The 23,000-nt window shown below is 41.7% G+C and carries 17 protein-coding genes and 1 tRNA gene; 8 read left to right on the top strand and 10 right to left on the bottom strand.

What is annotated here, in order from left to right; all coding sequences use genetic code 11:
* Nucleotides 1–62 precede the first annotated feature (62 nt).
* The gene (greB, locus tag B9T23_RS07440) at nucleotides 63–557 is read left to right on the top strand and encodes a transcription elongation factor GreB (protein ID WP_086193643.1); all 495 of its coding nucleotides are present in this window, start codon (nucleotides 63–65) and stop codon (nucleotides 555–557) included.
* Nucleotides 558–647: 90 nt separating this feature from the next.
* Nucleotides 648–737, top strand: a tRNA-Ser gene (locus B9T23_RS07435).
* 328 nt (nucleotides 738–1,065) lie between these two features.
* On the opposite strand, the gene B9T23_RS07430 is transcribed toward B9T23_RS07435, so the two are convergent.
* On the bottom strand, nucleotides 1,066–2,028 hold the full coding sequence (locus B9T23_RS07430; RefSeq protein ID WP_067724223.1) for a LysR substrate-binding domain-containing protein: 963 nt from the start codon (nucleotides 2,026–2,028) through the stop codon (nucleotides 1,066–1,068).
* 248 nt (nucleotides 2,029–2,276) lie between these two features.
* Between B9T23_RS07430 and B9T23_RS07425 the strand changes: the two genes are divergently transcribed.
* From B9T23_RS07425 to epmA, 5 genes are all read left to right on the top strand, one after another.
* The gene (locus B9T23_RS07425) at nucleotides 2,277–3,500 is read left to right on the top strand and encodes an acyl-CoA dehydrogenase (RefSeq protein WP_086193642.1); all 1,224 of its coding nucleotides are present in this window, start codon (nucleotides 2,277–2,279) and stop codon (nucleotides 3,498–3,500) included.
* A gap of 236 nt (nucleotides 3,501–3,736) precedes the next feature.
* Nucleotides 3,737–5,143 carry an MFS transporter gene (locus B9T23_RS07420; RefSeq protein ID WP_086193641.1) on the top strand — a complete coding sequence of 469 codons (1,407 nt, stop codon included), beginning with the start codon at nucleotides 3,737–3,739 and terminating at the stop codon, nucleotides 5,141–5,143.
* A gap of 44 nt (nucleotides 5,144–5,187) precedes the next feature.
* The gene (locus B9T23_RS07415) at nucleotides 5,188–6,417 is read left to right on the top strand and encodes a CaiB/BaiF CoA transferase family protein (protein WP_086193640.1); all 1,230 of its coding nucleotides are present in this window, start codon (nucleotides 5,188–5,190) and stop codon (nucleotides 6,415–6,417) included.
* 235 nt (nucleotides 6,418–6,652) lie between these two features.
* Nucleotides 6,653–7,720, top strand: coding sequence for a 4-phosphoerythronate dehydrogenase (locus B9T23_RS07410; RefSeq protein ID WP_086193639.1), 1,068 nt, complete (start codon nucleotides 6,653–6,655; stop codon nucleotides 7,718–7,720).
* A 2-nt stretch (nucleotides 7,721–7,722) separates the two neighbouring features.
* Entirely contained in the window at nucleotides 7,723–8,709 is a 987-nt protein-coding gene (gene epmA, locus B9T23_RS07405) for an EF-P lysine aminoacylase EpmA (protein ID WP_086193738.1), read from the top strand.
* Between the two features lie 149 nt (nucleotides 8,710–8,858).
* Here epmA and B9T23_RS07400 read toward each other — a convergent pair whose 3' ends face one another.
* The 6 genes from B9T23_RS07400 to ahcY all read right to left on the bottom strand — a co-directional run bounded on the left by B9T23_RS07400 (nucleotide 8,859) and on the right by ahcY (nucleotide 18,744).
* Nucleotides 8,859–10,094, bottom strand: a complete 1,236-nt coding sequence (locus B9T23_RS07400; protein ID WP_086193638.1) for a multifunctional CCA addition/repair protein — start codon at nucleotides 10,092–10,094, stop codon at nucleotides 8,859–8,861.
* Between the two features lie 87 nt (nucleotides 10,095–10,181).
* The gene (locus B9T23_RS07395; RefSeq protein WP_086193637.1) at nucleotides 10,182–12,455 is read right to left on the bottom strand and encodes an NADP-dependent malic enzyme; all 2,274 of its coding nucleotides are present in this window, start codon (nucleotides 12,453–12,455) and stop codon (nucleotides 10,182–10,184) included.
* Between the two features lie 149 nt (nucleotides 12,456–12,604).
* Entirely contained in the window at nucleotides 12,605–15,466 is a 2,862-nt protein-coding gene (locus B9T23_RS07390; RefSeq protein ID WP_086193636.1) for a bifunctional diguanylate cyclase/phosphodiesterase, read from the bottom strand.
* Between the two features lie 171 nt (nucleotides 15,467–15,637).
* Complete coding sequence (locus tag B9T23_RS07385; protein WP_086193635.1) at nucleotides 15,638–16,354, bottom strand: 16S rRNA (uracil(1498)-N(3))-methyltransferase; 717 nt, start codon at nucleotides 16,352–16,354, stop codon at nucleotides 15,638–15,640.
* Between the two features lie 29 nt (nucleotides 16,355–16,383).
* The gene (metF, locus tag B9T23_RS07380; RefSeq protein WP_086193634.1) at nucleotides 16,384–17,220 is read right to left on the bottom strand and encodes a methylenetetrahydrofolate reductase [NAD(P)H]; all 837 of its coding nucleotides are present in this window, start codon (nucleotides 17,218–17,220) and stop codon (nucleotides 16,384–16,386) included.
* Nucleotides 17,221–17,361: 141 nt separating this feature from the next.
* The gene (gene ahcY / locus B9T23_RS07375; RefSeq protein ID WP_086193633.1) at nucleotides 17,362–18,744 is read right to left on the bottom strand and encodes an adenosylhomocysteinase; all 1,383 of its coding nucleotides are present in this window, start codon (nucleotides 18,742–18,744) and stop codon (nucleotides 17,362–17,364) included.
* Nucleotides 18,745–18,979: 235 nt separating this feature from the next.
* Between ahcY and B9T23_RS07370 the strand changes: the two genes are divergently transcribed.
* Nucleotides 18,980–19,504 (top strand): cysteine peptidase family C39 domain-containing protein, encoded by a 525-nt coding sequence (locus tag B9T23_RS07370; RefSeq protein ID WP_086193632.1) that lies wholly within the window; start codon nucleotides 18,980–18,982, stop codon nucleotides 19,502–19,504.
* Between the two features lie 54 nt (nucleotides 19,505–19,558).
* On the opposite strand, the gene B9T23_RS07365 is transcribed toward B9T23_RS07370, so the two are convergent.
* The 3 genes from B9T23_RS07365 to radA all read right to left on the bottom strand — a co-directional run bounded on the left by B9T23_RS07365 (nucleotide 19,559) and on the right by radA (nucleotide 22,863).
* A complete protein-coding gene (locus tag B9T23_RS07365) occupies nucleotides 19,559–20,071 on the bottom strand; it encodes a tetratricopeptide repeat protein (protein ID WP_086193631.1) in 513 nt (170 codons plus the stop codon).
* 313 nt (nucleotides 20,072–20,384) lie between these two features.
* Entirely contained in the window at nucleotides 20,385–21,359 is a 975-nt protein-coding gene (locus B9T23_RS07360) for a Tim44 domain-containing protein (protein WP_086193630.1), read from the bottom strand.
* A 115-nt stretch (nucleotides 21,360–21,474) separates the two neighbouring features.
* Nucleotides 21,475–22,863, bottom strand: a complete 1,389-nt coding sequence (gene radA / locus B9T23_RS07355) for a DNA repair protein RadA (RefSeq protein ID WP_067724836.1) — start codon at nucleotides 22,861–22,863, stop codon at nucleotides 21,475–21,477.
* Between the last annotated feature and the right edge of the window lie 137 nt (nucleotides 22,864–23,000).

Raw genomic sequence — 23,000 nt, 5'->3', positions numbered from 1 at the left:
AAATAGCGGATAAAATAGGCCACTCTTGTAAGCAAATTGTAAGCATAACATCAAAAAATACTATGAAATCTAACTTAATTACACGTTCTGGACATGACAAACTGGTCGCAGAATTACAGCATTTGTGGCATAAAGAACGTCCAGAAATCACCCAAAAAGTGAACTGGGCGGCGAGTCTCGGCGATAGGTCGGAAAATGCTGATTACCAGTACAACAAGCAAATTTTACGTAAGATTGACCGTCGTGTTCGTTACTTGGGCAAGCGTTTAGAAGAGCTTAAAATTATTGATTTTTCGCCTGAGCAAGAGGGCAAAGTGTATTTTGGTGCCTGGGTGGATATTGAGAATGATGAAGGTGAGCAAAAAACCTTACGTATTGTCGGCGTAGATGAAATTTATGATCACCATCCACAGCATATTTCAATTGATTCACCTATGGCACGCGCTTTACTTGGAAAACAAGTCGATGATGAAGTTGAGGTACTGACACCATTAGGCAAGAAACAGTGGTATATCAATCAAATTCGTTATGAAAAGCCTGAAAATTCAGCAAATTAATGCATTTTGATTTTATTTTAATCACTCGGTAAGAAAAAAGCATAAAAGTGTTTGCCAAGATGGGTTTTTATTTATATCATAGCCGCCATTGGAAGCGTGGCAGAGCGGTTTAATGCACCGGTCTTGAAAACCGACGAGGGTGTGAGTCCTCCGTGAGTTCGAATCTCACCGCTTCCGCCAAATTCAAAACCCCGATCATTGATCGGGGTTTTTTATTGCCTAAAATTTTTATTCATAAAAAAACTAAAATATAAATAAAGAAGAAAATTAGATAAATTTGTGCATATCCAGTGGATACAAATGACTTAAAAGATTGAATGTAAAAGTCTTTAAGCGGGTACTTATTGAGAGTGGATTATTAAGATTTGCGAATGTTGCGGAAGGGAGGATTGTTTCACGCAGTGCAAATACATATTTTATTATGATTAAAAGCAAACACTGAAGAATCCTGCTATCAATTCATCATAGATATCTCAGCTGAACTAAAAAAGCATAGAGATGAGTCGTTTTATTCTTCTATATTTCTATCATTTTGAGTGGATGAAAGCAGCAATTCTTGTTGAATCCAATCGATAAATTTTTGGATCAGCGGAGAGGATTCTTGACTAGAATGTACTAAATAATAAGAACGGCTTCCTTCCAGTTTTTTACTTGATGCAATAACTAATTCTTTGTTGTGTAATTCTGGGTTAATCAGTATTTGTGGAATGAGTGCCATGCCCATCGATTGCTTGGCTGCAACCGCCAACATGGAGAACAGTTCATGTCGATGACCATCATAAGATTTTGGATGAAATATTTGATGTGTTTTAAACCATTCATGCCAAATGGTCGGGCGGGTGGTTTGTTGTAACAGTGGAAGTTGGATGAGCTGTTCAGGACTTAAATCATAACTATATTCATTAATCATTTGTGCATCTGGAAAATTTTTTAAAATAAGCTGAGGGGAGCAAACAGCAATCAGGTCTTCTTTCATTAGGTAATGGGTTTGTACACCTGGCCAGTGTGCAATTTGTTGTGGTGTTCCGGCATATATGGCGGCATCAAATATCGTTTCATTAAAGAGAAAGGGTTTGGTGCTGGTTTCCAAATGCACGGTAATTTCAGGATAAATTTCATTAAAGCGGTGCAATTTGGGGAGCAGCCAGCAGGTTGCAAAAGTAGGCACCACGCCTAATTTTAGAGTTCCCCCTAGACCTTTGTGCGCCATAATATCTAAAGTGCTTTGCTCCAGACCCAATAAATAGGGTTTGATCAGGCTGTAATACTGCTGTCCTGCAAGGGTGAGTTCGACCCCATGCCGGGTACGGGTGAACAATTCAAGTTTAAGAAATTCTTCGAGTTGCTGAATTTGCCGCGACACCGCACTTTGGGTAATACACAGTTCTTGTGAGGCATGCGTATAACTGGCATGTTTAGCCGCAGATTCAAAACACAATAAACTTTGTAAAGATGGGATGTGACGACGCATAGATAAATCCTTTTATCTGAACCAGATATTTTAAAATGGCATATGAAGATGCGAAACCTATTCAACTTTAGTCTAAAAAACAAACAATGCCTGATAAATACAGTCGCTAAATCCATTGTTATCTATCTGGTTAAAATAAGATATGCGTAAATGGTATATCTGCATGCAAATTTATCGTTTGAAAGAATCATTTTTCCGCCATAGCATCGAGTCAGATAAATAGAACATGATATCGAGCAGAGGAAGCGATGAATCAAATGATCAATATGAAAAAAACAGCAAAAGTTCAATTTAACTGGCAAGACCCGTTTTTAATCGAACAGCAATTAACTGAAGAAGAGCGCATGATTCGCGATTCTGCACATGCCTATTGCCAGGACAAATTGTTGCCTCGTGTACTTGAACAGTTCCGTCATGAACAGACCGATGCTTCCATCTTTCGTGAGATGGGCGAGTTGGGTCTGCTTGGCCCTACGATTCCTGAACAATACGGCGGTGCAGGTTTAAATTATGTCAGCTATGGTCTGGTAGCGCGTGAAATTGAATATGTCGATTCAGGTTACCGTTCCATGGCCAGCGTACAAAGCTCGCTGGTGATGGTGCCAATCAATGAATTTGGTTCTGAAGAACAGAAACAGAAATACTTGCCTAAACTTGCAACGGGTGAATACATTGGTTGCTTCGGCTTGACCGAACCGGATCATGGTTCCGATCCAGGCAGCATGATTAGCCGGGCCAAAAAGGTAGAGGGTGGTTATCGTTTATCTGGTGCGAAAATGTGGATTACCAACAGCCCGATTGCCGATGTCTTTGTGGTTTGGGCCAAAGAAGTATCGGAAGAAGGTAATGTCGGGGAGATCCGCGGCTTTATTCTGGAAAAGGGCTGGGAAGGGCTTTCAGCCCCTGCGATTCACGGCAAGGTCGGTTTGCGTGCCTCGATTACCGGTGAAATCGTGATGGATAATGTCTTTGTTCCAGAAGAAAATGCTTTCCCGGAAATTCGCGGCTTACGTGGTCCGTTTACCTGCCTGAACAGTGCACGTTACGGCATCGCTTGGGGTGCAATGGGAGCCGCAGAGTTCTGCTGGCATACCGCACATCAATACACCATGGACCGCAAGCAGTTTGGTCGTCCGTTGGCAGCAAACCAGCTGATTCAAAAGAAACTGGCAGACATGCAAACCGAAATTGCCTTGGGTCTACAAGTCGCACTCCGTTTCGGCCGGATGAAAGATGAAGGTATCGCTTCGGTTGAAGGCACTTCACTGATCAAGCGTAATAACTGTGGTAAAGCCCTGGATATTGCACGTTTGGCACGTGACATGTTGGGCGGCAACGGGATTAGCGATGAGTTTGGTGTGGCGCGTCATCTGGTCAATCTGGAAGTGGTGAATACCTATGAAGGTACCCATGATGTGCATGCCTTGATTTTAGGACGTGCACAAACAGGTATCGCCGCATTCGGTAACTAATTTAGTTCTTCAATTCAGGATGTTCATTCGTGGGCATCCTGGAGACGTTTTGTCTCAAAAAAAAATCAATAATTAACTTTAATTAAAGGATTCATCGTGAAACATTCTTGTAAATCTGTGCATTTTTAAGCTTAAAGTTCAAACGGAATGATAGAAAAACAATAAAGAACCTCAGGCAAATGTAGAGAAAGAATAGGACTGCCGATGACTCATTTGGGAAAATGAGGGATATAGAAATGAATAATGATATACAGGCTGGAGCAGGAACGCTCAGCAGAAAATTGCCATCCAATGTAGGCACAGCGCATCGTATTCATAAAAATACCTGGAAAATTGCATTTGTTTTTGCATTTATTTCACTGGTGATTGATGGTGTTGACATCATGCTGTTGTCATTCAGCTTAACCAGTTTAAAAGCTGAATTTGGCTTAACTTCATTTCAAGCGGGTATGCTGGGAAGTTCATCACTTGCAGGAATGGCGCTTGGTGGAATTACGGGCGGATGGGCATGTGATAAATTTGGTCGTGTCAAAACCATTGCCTGGTCTGTGGTTTTCTTTTCAATCATGACCTGTATTTTGGGTTTTACTCAAAGTTATGAGCAATTCATGATTCTGCGCTTTATAGGTGCATTTGGTTTGGGTTCGCTATATATGGCGTGTAATACGCTCATGGCGGAATATGTTCCTACCAAGTATCGTACAACCGTTTTAGGCACATTGCAGACAGGTCAAACCGTCGGTTATATCGTAGCGACTTTGTTAGCAGGGGCAATTATTCCTGATCATGGTTGGCGTATGTTGTTTTATGTGACCATTATTCCAGCTGCATTTGCACTTATTTTCATGCGTTTTGTACCTGAGCCTGCATCTTGGCAGGAAGCAAAAATAGAACAATTTAAACGTAAAGAATTGAAAATTGAGCCTACAGCTGAAGCAATCACTGCAAAAGCTCCTTCTGAAAGTGTGTATAAACGTATTTTTGGGCATACCCAGCACCGCAAAATGTTCTTGTTGTGGATGAGTACCGCTGCCTTTTTACAGTTTGGCTATTACGGTGTAAATAACTGGATGCCAACCTATTTAGAAACTGAACTGAATATGAACTTTAAAGCTTTAACAGGCTATATGGTCGGTGCATATACAGCGATGATTCTCGGTAAAATTATTGCAGGTTATGCCGCAGATAAATTGGGTCGTCGGGCAACTTTTGTATTTGGTACCGTCACGACAGCAGCATTTTTACCTGTCATTATCTTCTTCAATACACCCGACAATATCGCTTATTTATTGATTACCTTTGGTTTCCTCTATGGAATTCCATACGGTGTAAATGCAACCTATATGGCGGAAACCTTCTCGACCGATGTACGTGGTACAGCCATTGGCGGTGCTTATAACATGGGACGTTTAGGCGCTGCGATTGCACCAGCCACCATCGGGATTATTGCTGCAGGCGGTTCATTCACCATGGCCTTTATTGTGATGGGTACTGCTTACTTTATTGCCGGTGTGATTCCAGGCTTCTTTATCCGTGAACGTCAGTATGATCCACAGCAATCTTCATTGGTGACGGCAACAGATACAGAACAGAAAATACCGAGTACCTTGGCAACCACAGCAACAACACTTAGCGCTAAATAATAAAAATAGCCAGCAGCGACCTCTGCTGGCTTTTGGAGTAGAACATGAGTGCATTACAAGGAATTCGAGTTTTAGATTTAAGTCGTGTACTGGCGGGTCCATGGTGCGGGCAAATTCTGGCAGACCTTGGCGCAGAAGTCATTAAAATTGAACGTCCAAAAGTTGGTGATGACACCCGTATGTGGGGCCCGCCGTGGATGTTGGATAATCAAGGGGCCGCAACCCGTGAATCGGGTTATTACCAATGTGCCAACCGCAACAAATATTCAGTCGCTATAGATATTGCAAGTGAAGCTGGGCAGGAACTCATTCGGGAAATTGCCAAAACGGCCGATGTGGTGATTGAAAATTATAAAGCCGGTTCATTGGAAAAATACGGTTTAGATTATGCATCTTTAAATGAACTTAATCCGAACTTGGTCTATTGCTCCATTACCGGATTTGGTCAAACTGGACCGCGTGCAGAAGAACCGGGTTATGACTTTATCATTCAAGGCATGTCGGGATTGATGAGTATCACCGGTGAAAAAGATGAACTTCCGGGTGGCGGTGCACAAAAAGTCGGTGTAGCCGTGGTCGATATTCAAACCGGGCTGTATGCCACTGTTGCCATTCAGGCGGCTTTATTGGCACGTCAGCATACGGGGCGTGGCCAATACATTGATTTATCCTTATTGGATGTTGAGGTTGCTACACTTGCCAATCAGGGTATGAATTATCTCACTACTGGTGTATCTCCCAAACGTATGGGGAATAATCATCCGAATATCGTGCCGTATCAAACCTTTAAAGCAAAAGATAAAGAATTTATTATTGCCTGTGGCAATGACAAGCAATTTAAAGATTTGTGTATTGCGATTGGTCTACCCGAGTTATTGGAAGATAAAAAATTCCAACGTAATCAGGATCGGGTTAAACATCGCGATGAACTGATTCCATTACTGTCAGAGTATTTCTTGGCTAAAAATGCCGAAGATTGGGTCACTGCAATTCATGCGGTAAAAGTGCCGGTCGGAGTGATTAACTCAATAGAAGATGCATTGAATGAGCCACAAATTCAATCTCGTGACATGGTAGTGGATGTCGCACATCCATTAAATAATCAATTTAGAATGATTGGTTCACCGATTAAGTTATCCGATACACCGGTTGAATATAGGCATGCTGCGCCGCAGTTGGGTGAACATACCGAAAAGATTTTGTCGCAATTTAAAACTCAGAATGAATTAAGAGCTTTAAAGGCGCAGGGCATTATTGATGGTGCAGTGGCTTAATCCATTGGATTGAAGTTTTAGTGATTCCTGTTTTGACCGGATTTTTTACAGAATTCGGTCTTTTTTTGGAGGGGGAAATTGTATTTGGGGTTAGGGCTTACTTAGCAGCAAAGATATTAAAATTTGGATATTCATTTATTTATATCGCTTAAAGAATCTACTCTATAATTAACTTGCATAGTCAGATTTGCCGCCAAGCGTTATCATAGCGGTATTCATGTCATTGGAACGCGCTATGAAAATCGTTGCAGATGAAAATCTGGCCTTTACCGAATATTTCTTTGCAGATTTTGGAGAGATTCAGCAAGCAGCAGGGCGTAGTTTAACCCATGTAAATGTACAGGATGCTGAAGCCTTGCTGGTTCGTTCTGTGACCCAAGTAAATGAACAACTTATTCAAAATACCGCACTTAAATTTGTCGGCAGTGCCACCATTGGTACCGACCATTTGGATATTCCTGCTTTAGAAACACACAATATCGCATGGTCAAATGCGGCAGGATGTAATGCGCAGGCGGTGGCTGAATATGTGATTACAGTACTGTTATATTTACAACCCAATTTAATCGAGAAAAATGAACAATTCACCCTCGGTATTATAGGTCTGGGCAATGTCGGTTCACGTTTAACCTATATGGCTAAATTGCTGGGCTGGAATGTGATTGCTTATGATCCCTTCGTACAGCGTGAATCTGTGAATCAAGTTGAATTAGCAGAATTATTCAAAACAGCAGATGCCATTTCTATTCATGTACCCTTAACCAAAACCGGAGAGCATCCGACTTTTCATTTGATCAATGTGGATGCTTTGGCACAAATGAAGCCTGAAGCGATATTGATTAATTCAGCACGTGGCCCCGTGGTCGAGGAAGCGGCACTGATTGCGGATATTGAAAAGACCAAACGCCTAGTGGTTCTGGATGTGTTTGAACATGAACCTGAAATTTCAGAACAACTCTTAAATCTGATCCGTTTGGTCACGCCGCATATTGCGGGCTATAGCTTAGAAGGCAAAGCGCGTGGCACGCAAATGATTTACGATGCTTTCTGCAAAACCTTTAATTTTACTGCAGATAAAAAATTTGAAACTCAATTGCCACTCTGCGAGCAATATTTTCAAGATCAAGATTTAAAACAGGTGCTGAAACAATATCTGACTCATATTTATGATATTGCACGTGACGATGCCAACCTGCGTGCCTGTTTAAAAGAGGGCAAAGTGGATCAAAAAGCCTTTGATTATTTACGTAAAACCTATCCCTTACGCCGTGAATGGGCAGCGCACGGAGGCCCGAAAGCATGAACATGGCAAATACAGAAACCCTCAATTATCAACCGACCTGTGATATCAAGGCGCTAAAAGCCCGTGCCAAAATGTATGCACAAATCCGTCAGTTCTTTGCTGAACGGGATGTGCTTGAAGTCGAAACCCCAATATTGTCACAAGCAGGTGTCACCGATGTGCATCTAGCATCTATTCAGGCTCAGCGTCATCTCGGTGGTCGCAAACACACCCATTATCTGCAAACTTCACCTGAATTTGCCATGAAGCGATTATTGGCCAGTGGCAGTGGTCCAATTTACCAAATTTGCAAAGTCTTTCGTGATGATGAACATGGACGAAAACACAATAGTGAATTCACCATGCTGGAATGGTACCGTCCAAATTTAAGCTTGAAAGAACTGATGTTTGAAGTCACCGACTTGCTCAATGTGACTTTGGCGCATCGTTTTGGTGAAGTCCGTCCAACTATTTTAAGTTACAAACATGCCTTTATGGATCGTCTGGATCTCAATCCATTACAAGCCAATTTAAAACAGCTCAAAGACTGCTGTAACCGGGTCGGTTTAAATCTGGATTTGGGTGATGACCGCTTGGGATATATCGACCTGTTATTTTCACATATGGTTGAACCGAGTTTGGGTTTCGATACTCCAGTATTTTTAACCGATTTCCCACCTGAAATGGCATCGCTTGCCAAAGTTAAAGTGGATGAAGAGGGGGAACAGGTTGCAGCACGTTTTGAGCTTTATATTGAAGGTTTGGAATTAGCGAATGCCTATGATGAACTGATTGACGCCACAGTGTTACGTTCCCGTTTTGAAGCCGATAATCTGGAACGTGAAAAGCTTGGCTTACATGTCATGCCAATTGATGAATATCTACTGGCGGCTTTACCACATATGACTGAATGTTCAGGCATCGCTTTAGGGATTGATCGTTTATTAATGGTCGCGACTGAACAGATGAAACTGGAAAACGTGATTACTTTCCCTGCGGATGTTTCTTAATTGTATTTCTAAAAAATCCTATAAATCCCTCCCTTACGTAGCAGTGCTACTCACCTTTAAAAAAATGAGGAACTTTTCCCTCCCTTTAAAAAGGGAGGTTAGGAGGGATTAAAAGAAAAAGCTTCTCAAACGAGAAGCTTTTTTATGAGCTATACAGCAGCAATAATCTGCCGGGCTTTTAATTCTTCAAGTGCTTGAATACGGCGTTGAATCAACATTTCACCGATATCAGGACCACTAATATCGGGTGGTAAATCCTGCGCTTTAATGCCACGAACCACTTCCATGGCATCTAGTACATATTGAGATTGTGGATATTCACGATCTTCCAGGCCAAGGCGGCCACGTGAATCACATTCACAGGCTTGAACATAAGCTTCAACGCGTTCAGGGCGACGCAAAACATCCAATCGTTGTAATAAGCGCCATAAAGTCCCCGGTTTCAAGCTTAAGGCTTGATGACATTTTAAATGTTCTTTACAGACCGCAATGGCAAGTTGCTTGGTGTTGGTGGGAACTTTGAGGCGATCACAAACTTCGGTTACCGGTTTGACACCCCGTTCTTCATGCATGATATGACGCGGCAATTCATCTGCCGGAGTCAATGCCTTACCTAAATCATGAACCAGAACGGCAAAGCGTACATCCAGTGAATAATTGGCTTTACAGGCTTGTTGTAGCGACATCATGGTATGAATGCCGCTATCAATTTCCGGATGATATTCAGGACGTTGTGGAATACCGTATAAAGCATCGAGTTCTGGGAACAGGACTTTTAACGCACCACAGCGACGTAGCGTTTCGAAATATTCATCGGCATGATCTTCCATCAAGGCACGAGAGGTTTCTTTCCATACCCGTTCAGGCGTTAATGCCTGTAATTCACCTGATTCCGCCAACTGTTGCATCAATGCCAAAGTTTCAGATGCCACGGTGAACCCAAGTGATTTATAACGCGCTGCAAATCGTGCGATACGTAAAACGCGCAGCGGATCTTCGACAAAAGCATTGGATACATGACGTAATATTCGATCGGTTAGATCTTGCTGCCCTTTATAAGGGTCGTATACGTTGCCATCTTCATCCATCGCCATCGCATTAATGGTCAGGTCACGACGGATCAGATCATCTTCGAGGGTTACACTCGTATCTGTATAAAATTCAAAGCCATGGTAACCCTGACCGGATTTACGCTCGGTACGGGCTAAAGCATATTCTTCTTTTGTTTCGGGATGCAAAAAAACAGGGAAATCTTTACCTACCGGCTGATAGCCCTGAGCAAGAAGTTGTTCAGGTGTTGCACCCACAACCACATAATCTTTTTCGTGATAGGGGTGACCGAGTAAGTGATCACGTACTGCACCGCCTACTAAATAAACTCGCATGAAAAAACCTCTATTCTTCAAGCAATCATGCTACAGAATAGAGGTTTTCTCAAGTAAAGAACCTTAGCTTTTTGCTAAAGTTAAATACTAGCCTTCTTGTGACTGTTGAATTTCAGCAACTGTCAACGCTGTCATATTTACCACACGACGTGTTGTTGCAGTCGGTGTCAAGATATGTACAGGTTTTGCAGCACCCAACAAAATTGGGCCAATCGTTACATTGTTACCTGAAGTCGCTTTCAACAGGTTAAATGAAATGTTTGCTGCATCAAGGTTTGGCATGATAAGTAAGTTTGCAGAACCTTTGAAACGTGAGTTCGGGAATGCGAAATGACGAATATTTTCATCAAGTGCAGCATCACCGTGCATTTCACCTTCGACTTCAAGTTCAGGTGCAATTTCACTTAAAATTTCAAATACTTTACGCATTTTTTGTGCGCTTGCATCGGTTTGGTCAGAACCAAAGCTTGAATGCGATAACAACGCAATACGTGGAGTCACACCAAAACGACGCACTTCTTCAGCCGCCAAAATGGTCATTTCAGCCAACTGTTCAGCCGTTGGATTGGTATTCACATAAGTATCGGCAATGAACAAGTTACGATCTTGAAGCATTAACGCATTTAGGGTAAAGAATGTGCTACGACCTTCTTTTAAGCCAATCACGTTTTTCACGAAATCCAAATGAATGTCATAGCTTGAATAGGTACCACAAAGCATACCGTCTGCATGACCGTGTTTCACTAACATTGCAGCAATCAAGGTAGAACGACGACGTGCTTCACGATGTGCGTATTCAGGTGTTACGCCTTTACGCTGCATGATTTGGTAGTAATCATCCGCAAAAAATTCGTAATCTGGATTGTTCTCTTGATCCACAATTTCAATGTTCACGCCATGTTCAAGACGCAAGCCCAATTTTTTGATGTTTGCTTCAATGACAGCAGTACGACCAACAAGAATTGGGAACGCTAAACCTTCATCTACCGCAATTTGAACTGCACGAAGCACACGAAGATCTTCACCTTCCGCATATGCAATGCGTTTAGGCGCTGTTTTTGCTTGGGCAAAGATCGGTTTCATCATAAATGCAGAGTTGTATACAAACTCAGACAATTTTTGACGATATGCAGAGAAATCTTCGATCGGACGAGTCGCCACCCCAGAATCCATTGCAGCTTGTGCAACAGCAGGGGCAATTTCAAGAATTAAACGTTGATCAAGTGGGCGTGGGATTAAATAGTCACGACCAAATGATGCAGATTTTTCACCATAAGATGCTGCATCTGCTTCAATGTGTGCCATACGTGCAATCGCATGTACGCAGGCAATTTTCATTTCTTCGTTAATGGTGGTTGCACCAACGTCTAAGGCACCACGGAAGATATACGGGAAGCAAAGTGCATTGTTTACCTGGTTTGGATAATCCGAACGACCGGTTGCCATAATCACGTCAGGACGAACTTCATGTGCATGTTCAGGTAAAATTTCTGGATCTGGATTTGCCAAAGCAAAAATGATTGGATTTTCAGCCATTACTTTAACCATTTCTTTGGTCAAAATACCTGCCGCTGAAAGTCCCAAGAACATATCCGCACCAGCAATAACGTCTGCTAATTGAGTGCCTTCAATATCTTGAACATAACGTTTTTTCGATTCATCCAGATTGTCACGTTTAGTCGTCAACAAACCGCGTGAATCGGCAACGGTAATGTTGTGTTTGTTTGCACCTAAAGCACAAAGCAAATCTAGACAAGACAATGCAGCTGCACCAGCACCTGAAGCGACAATTTTAATCTCTTCAATTTTTTTGCCAGTCAGTTGTAAAGCATTGAGTAAAGCTGAACCCACGATGATAGACGTTCCATGTTGATCATCATGGAACACAGGAATATTCATGCGTTCACGAAGTTTTTTCTCAATATAGAAACATTCCGGTGCCTTGATATCTTCAAGGTTAATACCACCAAAAGTAGGTTCTAATGCAGCCACGATGTCCACAATTTTGTCTGGATCGTTTTCAGCAATCTCGAGGTCAAATACATCTACACCCGCGAATTTTTTAAACAGTACGCCTTTACCTTCCATAACTGGTTTAGATGCTAAAGGACCGATGTTACCCAGACCTAAAACTGCAGTGCCATTAGTTACAACTGCAACAAGGTTGCCACGTGCAGTGTAAAGTGCTGCAGTTGATGGGTCGCGTTCAATCTCTAAACATGGTGCTGCGACACCCGGAGAGTAAGCAAGCGCTAGGTCATGTTGGTTGACCAGCTGTTTACTTGGCGTAACACTGATTTTCCCTGGTGTTGGATATTCGTGGTAGTACAAAGCTTGCTGTTTTAATGATTGATCGTCCATCTGTATCTCTATTGTTACTTGAGTTGCCCAGCCCGAGCTGGTGGTGGTTTTTTGCTTAATTTAATTGAATATAACATTTGTTGCGACCTTAGCACAGTCGCGAATATGCCATTTTCAAGCAAACTGATATTTAGGCGTGTCGACTTATATTAAGAAGGTATAAGTCGATGTTGTTCCAGGAAGGTTGTTGCTTCACTTTCGGGTAAAGGTTTTGAAAACAGGAAGCCTTGAGCAATATCACATTCCAGATCTTGTAGATACTGAAGCTGTTCCTCGGTTTCAATACCTTCTGCAACCACGACCATGCCCATGGCTTTGCCCATGGCAATCATGGCACTGACAATGGCTTCTTGCTTATTTTGCCCAATTCTGGAGATAAAGCTGCGGTCAATTTTTAATATATCAATCGGAAAATCAGCAAGATAAGAGAGGGAAGAGTAACCTGTTCCAAAATCATCCAGCGAGATATTGATCTTCCGTTTCTTGATTTCATCAAGCAGATTTTTAACCGTAACCGAGTTTTCAAGCAATGATGATTCGGTAATTTCAAGCTCTAGGCTCGAGCCTGAAATTTTGTAGGTTTGAATAGCATGATCGAGGTCTTCGAGTAACTGTCCACGTTGCAATTGCTGTGCAACTACATTGACCGAGACACATATATTATTAAAGCCTAAGTCATTCCAAGCCCTAATTTGTTTAGCGGTTTGTTGTATAACAATTCTGCCAATATCCGAGATCAAACTGGTTTGCTCTGCAAGGGGAATGAACAGGTTCGGTGGGATAATGCCTTTGCTTGGGTGATTCCAGCGAACCAAAGCTTCAAAACCATAAATGTTTTGGTCGCTAAAATTAATTTTTGGCTGATAGTAGACAATCAGTTCATTGTTGTTAATGGCAAGTCGTAAATCGCGTTCCAGATAAATCCCTTGCTCAAGTAAGGCAGTATTTTTATTTGAGTAGAAACGGATGGTATTGCCACCTAAGCTTTTCGCTTCCGTTAATGCCTGTTCAGCACAATTATTCAGGTAATCCAGTTGGCGGCCATTTTCTGGATAGAAAGCAATTCCCATAGACAGGGTAATAATATGATCCTGACCAAAAATGTTAAAGGGTAGGGAGAATGCCTTGCTCATCCGTTCACAATGGTGCTGAATTGATGGGCGAATATGCGAAATTTCGTAGACGATGGCAAAGTCATCACCATTTAAATGGGCGACCAATAATGCTTCAGCATTGGTGAGCCGTAGTCTTTGCGCCACTTGGCGTAACAGTTCATCACCACCGCTATTGCTCAGAAATTCATTCAAAGGTCTAAAACGATCGATATTCAGACGAATCACAGCGAGCTGTTTAATCGAATCCTTTTGACTGACTAAATATTGATGTAGTTGATAGTTGTAATAAAAGCGATTCGGCAGGTCGGTTAGTGGATCGTAATTTTCCAAATAAGACAGACGTTGTTCTTGTAGCTTACGTTCAGTTAAATCAGAAACGATACCAATATAGTGGGTGACACGATTTTTTTCATCAATAATGGCATTAATCCGCATCCAGACTGTAAGTTCTTTACCAGAAAGAAATTTTTCATTGAGCTCACCATCAAACTCACCCATTTTATCGAGTTGATTGATGATGGCAGAATGGCTGTTTCTTTGTTCTGCCTTATAACTTGTAGCAATATCAAATAAATGTTTGCCAATAATCTGGTCGTGGGTGAAACCTGTCAATTGTTCATAGAACGGATTGACGTCGATATAGCAAAGTTGTTCATCAAGAATGAAAATCCCTTCAGCAGCTTGTTGAAGCACACTTGCTGCAAGTTTTAAACGTTCCTGATCGGTACGTTCTTGATGAATGTCACGACGAATACCGACCATACGCAGAGGCTTATTATTGTTCGGGTCACGCGCAATGACTCTACCAATATCATGGACCCATTTCCATTTGCCATTAGTATGTTGAATTCGATAAGTGGCTTCATACTGATCGGTTTGACCGCGTAAATTTTGCTTCATCGAGGTTTGGAAGTGTTCGAGATCATCGGGGTGAATGATGCTTTGCAGCTGATTATGATGCTGTTTTGAAGGTTTCAAAGTTTTTTGATGCTTAGAGTCGGTAACTAAAATTTCCCGATCTTTAATATTCCAGTCCCAAGGTCGAAGTCCCGCAACTCCATGTGCCAACATCAGATTTTGTTGCTGATTTTCCAGATCAGCATTCATTTTAGCAATATCAAAAGTTCGCTCTTTGACTTTTTGTTCAAGCAATTGATTGTTCAATTGAAGTTGTAATTCGATATCTTTGGATCTATTAATTTCAGTTTGTAATTGCTGACATAACTTATCTGTCCAGAGAACCTGTTGTTCGGCATTTTTAACCAAGCGATTATTTTTCGAATACAGTGCAGAAATGCGTTTATGAATACGCGTCGTAGAGTTGGCACACAGTAAAATGACAATAAGAGTGAAATTGATCGTTAAATAAAATAAATAATTAGAGGTTTCTATTGTAATAAACTGTGAGGCAAGATAAGGAAAAATGGCTGGAATAAAGGCCAGACAAAAATAATTTAGACGTTGGGTTAAGAAAGTCAAGGCAAAGGCTTGGCTTACAATCAGTAATAACGCTGAGAGGATTAAGGCATTCACGTAGCTGAAATCAGGGTTATATTGCGGTAGATAGTAGTAAATCAGACCAATACCAATAGCAATACAGCTTCCTATTGCCAAACATTGAAATTGCAGCCAGCGATGTGCGTGATTTAGTGTGAAATTATGGGGCTTAAAATAGATACTGATAATAAGCAAACTTAGACAACTCAACAGTTCAGTCGCAATAAACCAAAGATTGAAATAGAAAGATGGTTTTGTAAAATAAAATTGGTAAATGCAATAAACATATAAGGAAACGATCAGAATACTGACGAGAAAGAATCGACTGAGTCGAATCGTATTGGTAATTTGAGCAGCACTCACATGCTGTTTAACATACTCGTCTTGAATATCTGACATAAAAGCAGAAACCTTATTTTTGTTTTGCGATAAATTGCTTTCTAAATATTAATCGTGTTTAAAAAAACTAAACTGTATTTTAAATATACATTTGTATCTTGAAATCAAGATTAATAATGTTATTGAGAAAAATCAATCGAATCAGGTACTATTTATCTAAAATCAGATGAACTATACAGTTACTTTATAATTTAAAATAGATAAAGCAACGATTGGGGCAGTTTCTGTGCGTAAAACGCGATTGCCAATACACCAATTAATAAATCCAGCATCGTTGGATAATTGTATTTCAGCTTCACTCAGTCCACCTTCTGGACCAATTAAAAGTGCAATATCAGGTGTAGCGTTGGCTAAAACATCGACTTGATCTTTATTGGGTGCAAGCACTAATTTTGTAGTAGGTAGTTCACTGGCTAACCAGTCTGGTAAAGAGATCGGTGCTAAAACTTCAGGGACTTTATTCATCCCGCATTGCTCACAAGCAGCGATGGCAATACCTTGCCAGTGATCAATCTTCTTTTGATCACGATCATATTTAAGGCGCATCTCGCAGCGTTCTGAGGTGAGGAGCTGGATTTTTGAAACACCCAGTTCAACTGCTTTTTGAATGGCATAATCCATGCGATCACCTTTACTCATCACTTGACCAAGTAGAGCTGTGAATGCAGGTGTACGATCATCAGGGTTGAATGTGTCGACAGAAACGCTCGCTGATTTTTTTGAAACTTCAACAAGCGTCACGTCATATTCACCACCTTGTCCATTGAACAAGGTGGCTTTTTCACCGACTTGTGCGCGTAACACTTTCACCCAATGATGAAAAACCGTTTCGGTTAATTCAACATTCATATTAACAGCCAAATCAGCCTCAATATAAAAACGCGGCATTCAGTATTACTCACAAATCAGATAAAAAATTAAGCTAAACCGAGATCAGTCACGAGTTGACGTGTTGGATCTGTGGTGTTCATGGTGTAGAAATGCAAGCTTGGCGCACCGCCTGCAAGCAGACGTTCACATAATTTCACCACAACTTCATGACCAAAAGCCTTAATTGAAGCGGTGTCATCACCATAAGTGGCTAATTGCTTGCGAATCCAGCGCGGGATTTCAGCACCAGTACCATCTGCGAAGCGAATCAGGTTGCTTGCATTGGTAATCGGCATAATGCCCGGAGCCACAGGAATGTTCACGCCTTCCTTTTGAATACGATCTACAAAGTAGAAATACGCATCTGGATTAAAGAAGAACTGTGTTAAAGCGGCATTAGCACCGGCATTGGCTTTTTCGACAAAGTGTTGAATATCTTGATCAAAGCTTTCTGCTTGTGGGTGCATTTCAGGATACGCTGCGACTTCAATAATGAAGTGATCACCTGAATGTTCACGGATGAAACGTACCAGATCTTGTGCATAAGGCAATTCACCCAAGCCCACCTGACCAGAAGGTAAGTCACCACGAAGCGCAACAATACGGTTGATGCCTTTTGATTTGTACAAATCAAGCAACTCGGCAATACGTGCTTTGTCATCACCAATACAAGACAGGTGAGGAGCTACAGGTGTGCCTTTGCCATTGAAGTCATTGATTGCAGCGAGTGTGCGTTCACGCGTAGAACCACCAGCACCATAAGTTACAGAGAAAAACTCAGGATTTAGTAGTTGTAATTCTTTATGAACAACACGAAGTTTTTCCGCACCAACATCAGTCTTGGTCGGAAAAAATTCAAACGAAATTGGGACACGCTTGGTCATTTTTCAAATCCTTTTTTATCAATACTTTTGTTTTTTATTGCCCTCATCCCGACCTTCTTCCAGAGGGAGAAGGAGGACCTCAATTCGAATTAAATTGAGAAAGTTCCTCTCCTTAAAGGAGAGGTTAGGAGAGGTCAAAACTTAGTATTTATAAGTCTCAGATTTGAATGGACCTTCAACTTGAACACCTAAGTAATCAGCTTGTTCTTGAGTCAATTGAGTCAAGACCCCACCGAAACCAGCAACCATTGCAGCAGCCACTTCTTCATCCAATTTCTTAGGAAGTAGTTCTACACGAATTGCAGCTTGTTTTTGCTCTTCAGGAAGATCAGCAAATTTTTCAGCGAACAAATGCATTTGACCCAATACTTGGTTAGCAAATGAACCGTCCATAATGCGTGATGGGTGACCCGTTGCATTACCCAGGTTAACCAAACGACCTTCAGAAAGAAGAATCAAATAGTTGCTTTCATCTTCTGAACGATAAACCTGGTGTACTTGAGGTTTAACTTCAACCCATTTGTAACCACGCAAGTAGTTGGTATCGATTTCAGTGTCAAAGTGACCGATGTTACATACCACTGAACCTGCTTTTAATGTATCTAACATCGCAGAGTCACATACGTGGTAGTTACCCGTAGTCGTTACGATCAGGTCAGTATTTTGAAGAAGATCAACATTGATGTCTTCTTTCTTACCAGTTTGTACGCCGTTTTTGTATGGAGATACAACTTCGTAACCGTCCATACATGCTTGCATTGCACAGATTGGATCGATTTCAGTTACGCGAACAATCATGCCTTCTTGACGAAGTGATTGAGCAGAACCTTTACCTACGTCACCATAACCGATAACAAGCGCACGACGACCAGACATCAACATGTCTGTACCGCGTTTGATTGCATCGTTAAGAGAGTGGCGGCAACCGTATTTGTTGTCGTTTTTAGATTTAGTTACTGAATCGTTTACGTTGATTGCAGGAACTTTTAAAGTACCGTCACGTAACATTTCATAAAGACGTTGCACACCAGTGGTGGTTTCTTCAGTCACACCGTGGATTTTAGCAATCAGTTCAGGATATTTTTCATGAACAACAGCAGTCAAGTCACCGCCATCATCAAGAATCATGTTGGCATCCCAAGGCGTGCCATTTACATTGATTTGTTGTTCAAGACACCACATGTATTCTTCTTCAGTTTCGCCTTTCCAAGCGAAAACAGGAATACCGCGCGCAGCAATTGCAGCAGCAGCGTGGTCTTGAGTAGAGAAAATGTTACATGAAGTCCAGCGAACTTCAGCACCCAATTCAACCAGAGTTTCAATTAAAACTGCAGTTTGAATGGTCATATGAATACAGCCGAGAATTTTCGCGCCTGCAAGTGGTTTTGCTGCTGAGTAGCGTTTACGCAAACCCATTAGCGCTGGCATTTCTGCTTCAGCAAGTTTGATTTCTTTACGGCCGTAATCAGCAAGTGAAATATCGGCAACTTTATAATCTGTAAATGAAGCATTAACCGCGTTCATCAGGATCTCCTAGAGAAAAAATAGATTGGATCGTTATGTTCGCGGATGCCGTTTTTGATCAAAACCAGTATTTCATAGAAGTTTTGACCGAATCGTCGAGCCTAGCGATTTCACATTTAGTGCCTGTGAAAAAGTCGCAGCATCCCTCGACTAGCGGGCTATTGTACTTGGAAAATGATTTTGTTCCAATCGAGAATTGATTATTATCAGCACAATCATATTTTGGATGAAAATTATGGCTTTAGAAATGCCTGAAGAATTAGCGAATCTAGAAGCAAATGGGGGGATTTTTGCGGTATGGATGTTGCTGCAACATTTAGGTATCGATGCTGATATTCAGCAACTTGTAGATGTATGTGGGTATGATTCGGAAAATGGCACGACGACCATAGGCTTAGCTGTAGGGTTAAAAAAGTTTGGTTTTAATGTTCAGTTTTATACAGATCATGACCCTGATCTTCAGGAGAGTGAAAAACTCAGTTACCAAGAAGCTGAGCAACTCAATTTGCCCATTCTCCCAGCGTTAAATTATCAGCAAATCCAACAAGCATTTGATCAAAATAAATTTGTGATTGTCTATTACGACACATTAGAAGATGTGGGTAATCACTCACTTGTTTATGATGTAAATGCGGATGAAATCTGTTTCTTTGACAGTTTTGATCCGATGCCTGCTTTAGTTTTTGAGCAACAACGTAAAGCGGAAGGGATTTGCCGACAAGTGATTGTTGTTGAAGAAAATGATTATATTGCGAGTTAATATTTAAAACTGTATAAAACAAAAGCCCATCATTTAATGGGCTTTTTAATCCAATTATTCTTCAGCAGATTGAGCTTTATCATGCCAATAATCAGCTTTTTCATCATCCACATCTACACCCAAACCATGTTCATAAATGCAGGCTAAATCACGCATGGCTTGAACTTCACCCAGTTCAGCGGCTTGCTTGACCAATTCAACAGATTTGGTCACATCTATTTCCACCACATCGCCACGACGGTAAAAACTCGATAACTCTAAAATAGCAGCAGGATGTTTATGTTTCACTGCTTGTTCTAACCAGCGGTAAGCATGTTCAAAATAGGTTTTTGCTTCCTCCGGATCTTCTTCCAAGATGTCTTTTGCATAAAATGCATAACCTTCACCCAGCCAGTACATGGCTTCAACATGACCCAGTTGAGCGGCTTTGAGTGCCCATTCTTCAGCAAGTGCAACATGTTCATCATTTTCACTTTGCATATAAATTTCAGCAAGCTCAAATTGTGCATCACGATTGCCAGCCATTGCACGGTTAAAAAGTTCGGTAGAAATAGGGAGATCAGACATTAAAAAATCCAGAGCGCATAATTGCTATAGCCTAAATGTTTGGTACAAAAAAGCCAATCTGAAGATTGGCTTTTTACACTTTTCAATTTTAGATAAGGTAAAGGATAGTGCTCGCGACCAAAATAATCGCCGTTGCAATTTTAACCTTCTTAATCTTTTATTCAAAATAACTCAAACATAAGCCAACCAACAAAACAGAGTAGATAAATATGATCAGCTTAGAGGCGGTTTATAGAAGATTTGAATCAAATCTTCTTTTATAGAATTCATAAAAAAACAGCGACCGAAGTCGCTGTTTTTAGTTCAAAAGACCTTAAGCCTCTTGTTGAATACCGGCAACCAACCAATCTTGGTTAGAACCTGCAGGTTTGGTGAAATGCCAAACTTCTGCAAAAGGTTGCGGTAAGCTGTTTAAATCTTCGCTTACTGTACCCGTGAAACGTACGCTCACCACATATTGACCATTTTCATTTGCAGAATCGACCACCATCGCATTGAGGTTGGAGAATTCAGCAACATCTTGGTCTTGGTTGGTCATAATGTCGTTATACATAGACTGATAAAGATCAGGCGTTAAATAACGTTGAATTTCAGCAATGTTACTTGCGGTATTCATAGACTGAATATGGTTAAAGCGCTGACGGGCAACACGCAAGAATGCAGCAGGTTCAGTACCATCTGGCAATTGATTGCCATTGCTGGTTGAAGCACTACCAAATGGAGCTTGAGTTGCTGCACCTGCAGAACCACCTACTGACTGACCAAAAATATTGCTGTTGTCATTTGACGTACGTGGTGCTGCATTTTGTTGACCAAACGGTGCTGTATTTCCAGCATTGTTTGGTGCATAAGGATTGTTAGCGGCTAGTTTTTTTTTTGCCCCGAATTTACGGAACAAGAAGAATGCGACTGCAGCTGCTAGAAGAATCCAGATCCAGCTTGGAAGTCCGCCTTTTTCTTCTTGCTGCTGTTGTACTGTAGCATCAGCACCGCTTGCAGCAGGTTTGTCATCCGCCATTGCATTCGCCGCAACTGCACCAATCGCAGCACCAGCAACACCAGCAGCAACCATTTTACCTACGCCAGAACCCGATTTCTGAGCAGGTGCGGTAGTCGGTTGTGGGGCAGGAGTAGCTTGACGCGGTTGTTGGTAAGACTGGGTTGGAGCAGCAGAACGACTCATACCATGGCTTTTACCACCACCTGCACGTTTCGCTTCAGCCATTGGTGCGACCACCAAAGCTGCCATTAAAAGACCTGCCATCAAACCACGCTGTCGAACTTCCATCGAATTTTTCCTAAATAAAAAAAGTAAATTATAGCCCTATAGTTATGCAGTCATTTGCACCGAATTTCAATATCAAATTGGTGTTTTTTTTACATAATCTTTCATATGTCTAAGCCTAAGCCAATTCTTCACTTAAGCTCATGGCTTCGCTTAATGCTTCATGTAAGCGTGCCACTGAAATAATCTGAACATTAGGGATTGGTTTTTGTGGGGCATTGCCTCTAGGCAGAATAATGTATTTAAAACCATGCTTAACCGCTTCTTTTAAACGTTCCTGACCATTCGGTACAGGGCGAATTTCACCCGATAGCCCCACTTCGCCAAACACAGCCAGTTGCTGAGGTAATGCTTTACCGCGCAAGCTTGAAGCACAGGCCAGTAAAACCGCAAGGTCAGAACCTGTTTCGGTAATTTTTAAACCACCGACGACATTGACATAAACATCTTGTCCTGCAGTTTGTACGCCACCATGACGATGCATCACCGCAAGTAGCATATTCAATCGGTTTTGATCTAAACCTAAGGCTACACGACGCGGTTGACCATGGGCATCATCCACCAAAGCTTGGACTTCAACCAACAGTGGGCGAGTGCCTTCGCGGCTAATCATCACGATAGAACCGGGGATGGCTTCATCATAACGACTTAAGAAAATAGCGGATGGATTGGAAACTTCACGCAAGCCTTTCTCGGTCATGCCAAACACGCCCAATTCATTGACTGCACCAAAACGGTTTTTTACCGCACGAATCATGCGATAACGTGAGTCAGATTGCCCTTCAAAATACAAAACGCAATCGACCATGTGTTCTAAAACACGCGGACCCGCTAAAGCACCTTCTTTGGTCACGTGCCCCACAAGAAATAATGATGTGCCACTATTTTTAGCAAAACGGGTCAGTAATGCGGCAGATTCACGAATTTGGGAAACACCACCGGGTGCAGATTGCAAGGTTTCTGTATACAGCGTTTGAATCGAATCGAGAATCGCCACAGCAGGACGTACTTGTGCCAAGACTTCACAAATCCGTTCTACACAGGTTTCTGCCATGACTTGAAGATGGTCAGTTGGTAACTCCAAACGATGGGCACGTAACGCCACTTGCGAAAGCGATTCCTCACCGGTGACATAAAGCGCAGAGCTTTTTGCAGATGCCATGTGGGTCGCGGTTTGTAAAAGAATCGTGGATTTACCAATCCCGGGGTCACCGCCAATCAGCACCACAGAACCCGTCACCAATCCGCCACCTAGAACACGGTCAAATTCACTAATGCCAGTCGCTAAGCGTGATTCATGTGAAACGGAAACTTTATTTAAGGTGGTAATATTTGCCGCTTGACCTGCATATCCGCCTATTTTCGGTTGTGCACGATGGGACACGGTTGGCTCAACACGGACTTCAGTCAGACTATTCCATTCGCCGCAATCTGTACATTGACCTGCCCATTTAGGATGGTCAGTTCCACATTGTTCGCAACGGTACACAGTTTTGACTTTGCTCATTGGAGTGTTATCTATATAAATAAGAAGATTGATGAGAAATGTAGCAATAGCTGTATGGAAATACAATTTTTTGCATAAAATCTCGCCAATCTATATGTTGGCACGTAAACTGCTAAATTTAAGGGAAATGCACAAAG

Source organism: Acinetobacter terrae, from assembly GCF_002135195.1.
In the GTDB taxonomy this organism is placed as follows: domain Bacteria; phylum Pseudomonadota; class Gammaproteobacteria; order Pseudomonadales; family Moraxellaceae; genus Acinetobacter; species Acinetobacter terrae.
This window is presented reverse-complemented; position numbering and strand designations above follow the sequence as displayed.

Coding starts and splice junctions, on each gene's coding strand:
- greB (WP_086193643.1), top strand. CDS start 63: ATGAAATCTAACTTAATTACACGTTCTGGACATGACAAACTGGTCGCA.
- B9T23_RS07430 (WP_067724223.1), bottom strand. CDS start 2,028: ATGCGTCGTCACATCCCATCTTTACAAAGTTTATTGTGTTTTGAATCT.
- B9T23_RS07425 (WP_086193642.1), top strand. CDS start 2,277: ATGAATCAAATGATCAATATGAAAAAAACAGCAAAAGTTCAATTTAAC.
- B9T23_RS07420 (WP_086193641.1), top strand. CDS start 3,737: ATGAATAATGATATACAGGCTGGAGCAGGAACGCTCAGCAGAAAATTG.
- B9T23_RS07415 (WP_086193640.1), top strand. CDS start 5,188: ATGAGTGCATTACAAGGAATTCGAGTTTTAGATTTAAGTCGTGTACTG.
- B9T23_RS07410 (WP_086193639.1), top strand. CDS start 6,653: ATGAAAATCGTTGCAGATGAAAATCTGGCCTTTACCGAATATTTCTTT.
- epmA (WP_086193738.1), top strand. CDS start 7,723: ATGGCAAATACAGAAACCCTCAATTATCAACCGACCTGTGATATCAAG.
- B9T23_RS07400 (WP_086193638.1), bottom strand. CDS start 10,094: ATGCGAGTTTATTTAGTAGGCGGTGCAGTACGTGATCACTTACTCGGT.
- B9T23_RS07395 (WP_086193637.1), bottom strand. CDS start 12,455: ATGGACGATCAATCATTAAAACAGCAAGCTTTGTACTACCACGAATAT.
- B9T23_RS07390 (WP_086193636.1), bottom strand. CDS start 15,466: ATGTCAGATATTCAAGACGAGTATGTTAAACAGCATGTGAGTGCTGCT.
- B9T23_RS07385 (WP_086193635.1), bottom strand. CDS start 16,354: ATGCCGCGTTTTTATATTGAGGCTGATTTGGCTGTTAATATGAATGTT.
- metF (WP_086193634.1), bottom strand. CDS start 17,220: ATGACCAAGCGTGTCCCAATTTCGTTTGAATTTTTTCCGACCAAGACT.
- ahcY (WP_086193633.1), bottom strand. CDS start 18,744: ATGAACGCGGTTAATGCTTCATTTACAGATTATAAAGTTGCCGATATT.
- B9T23_RS07370 (WP_086193632.1), top strand. CDS start 18,980: ATGGCTTTAGAAATGCCTGAAGAATTAGCGAATCTAGAAGCAAATGGG.
- B9T23_RS07365 (WP_086193631.1), bottom strand. CDS start 20,071: ATGTCTGATCTCCCTATTTCTACCGAACTTTTTAACCGTGCAATGGCT.
- B9T23_RS07360 (WP_086193630.1), bottom strand. CDS start 21,359: ATGGAAGTTCGACAGCGTGGTTTGATGGCAGGTCTTTTAATGGCAGCT.
- radA (WP_067724836.1), bottom strand. CDS start 22,863: ATGAGCAAAGTCAAAACTGTGTACCGTTGCGAACAATGTGGAACTGAC.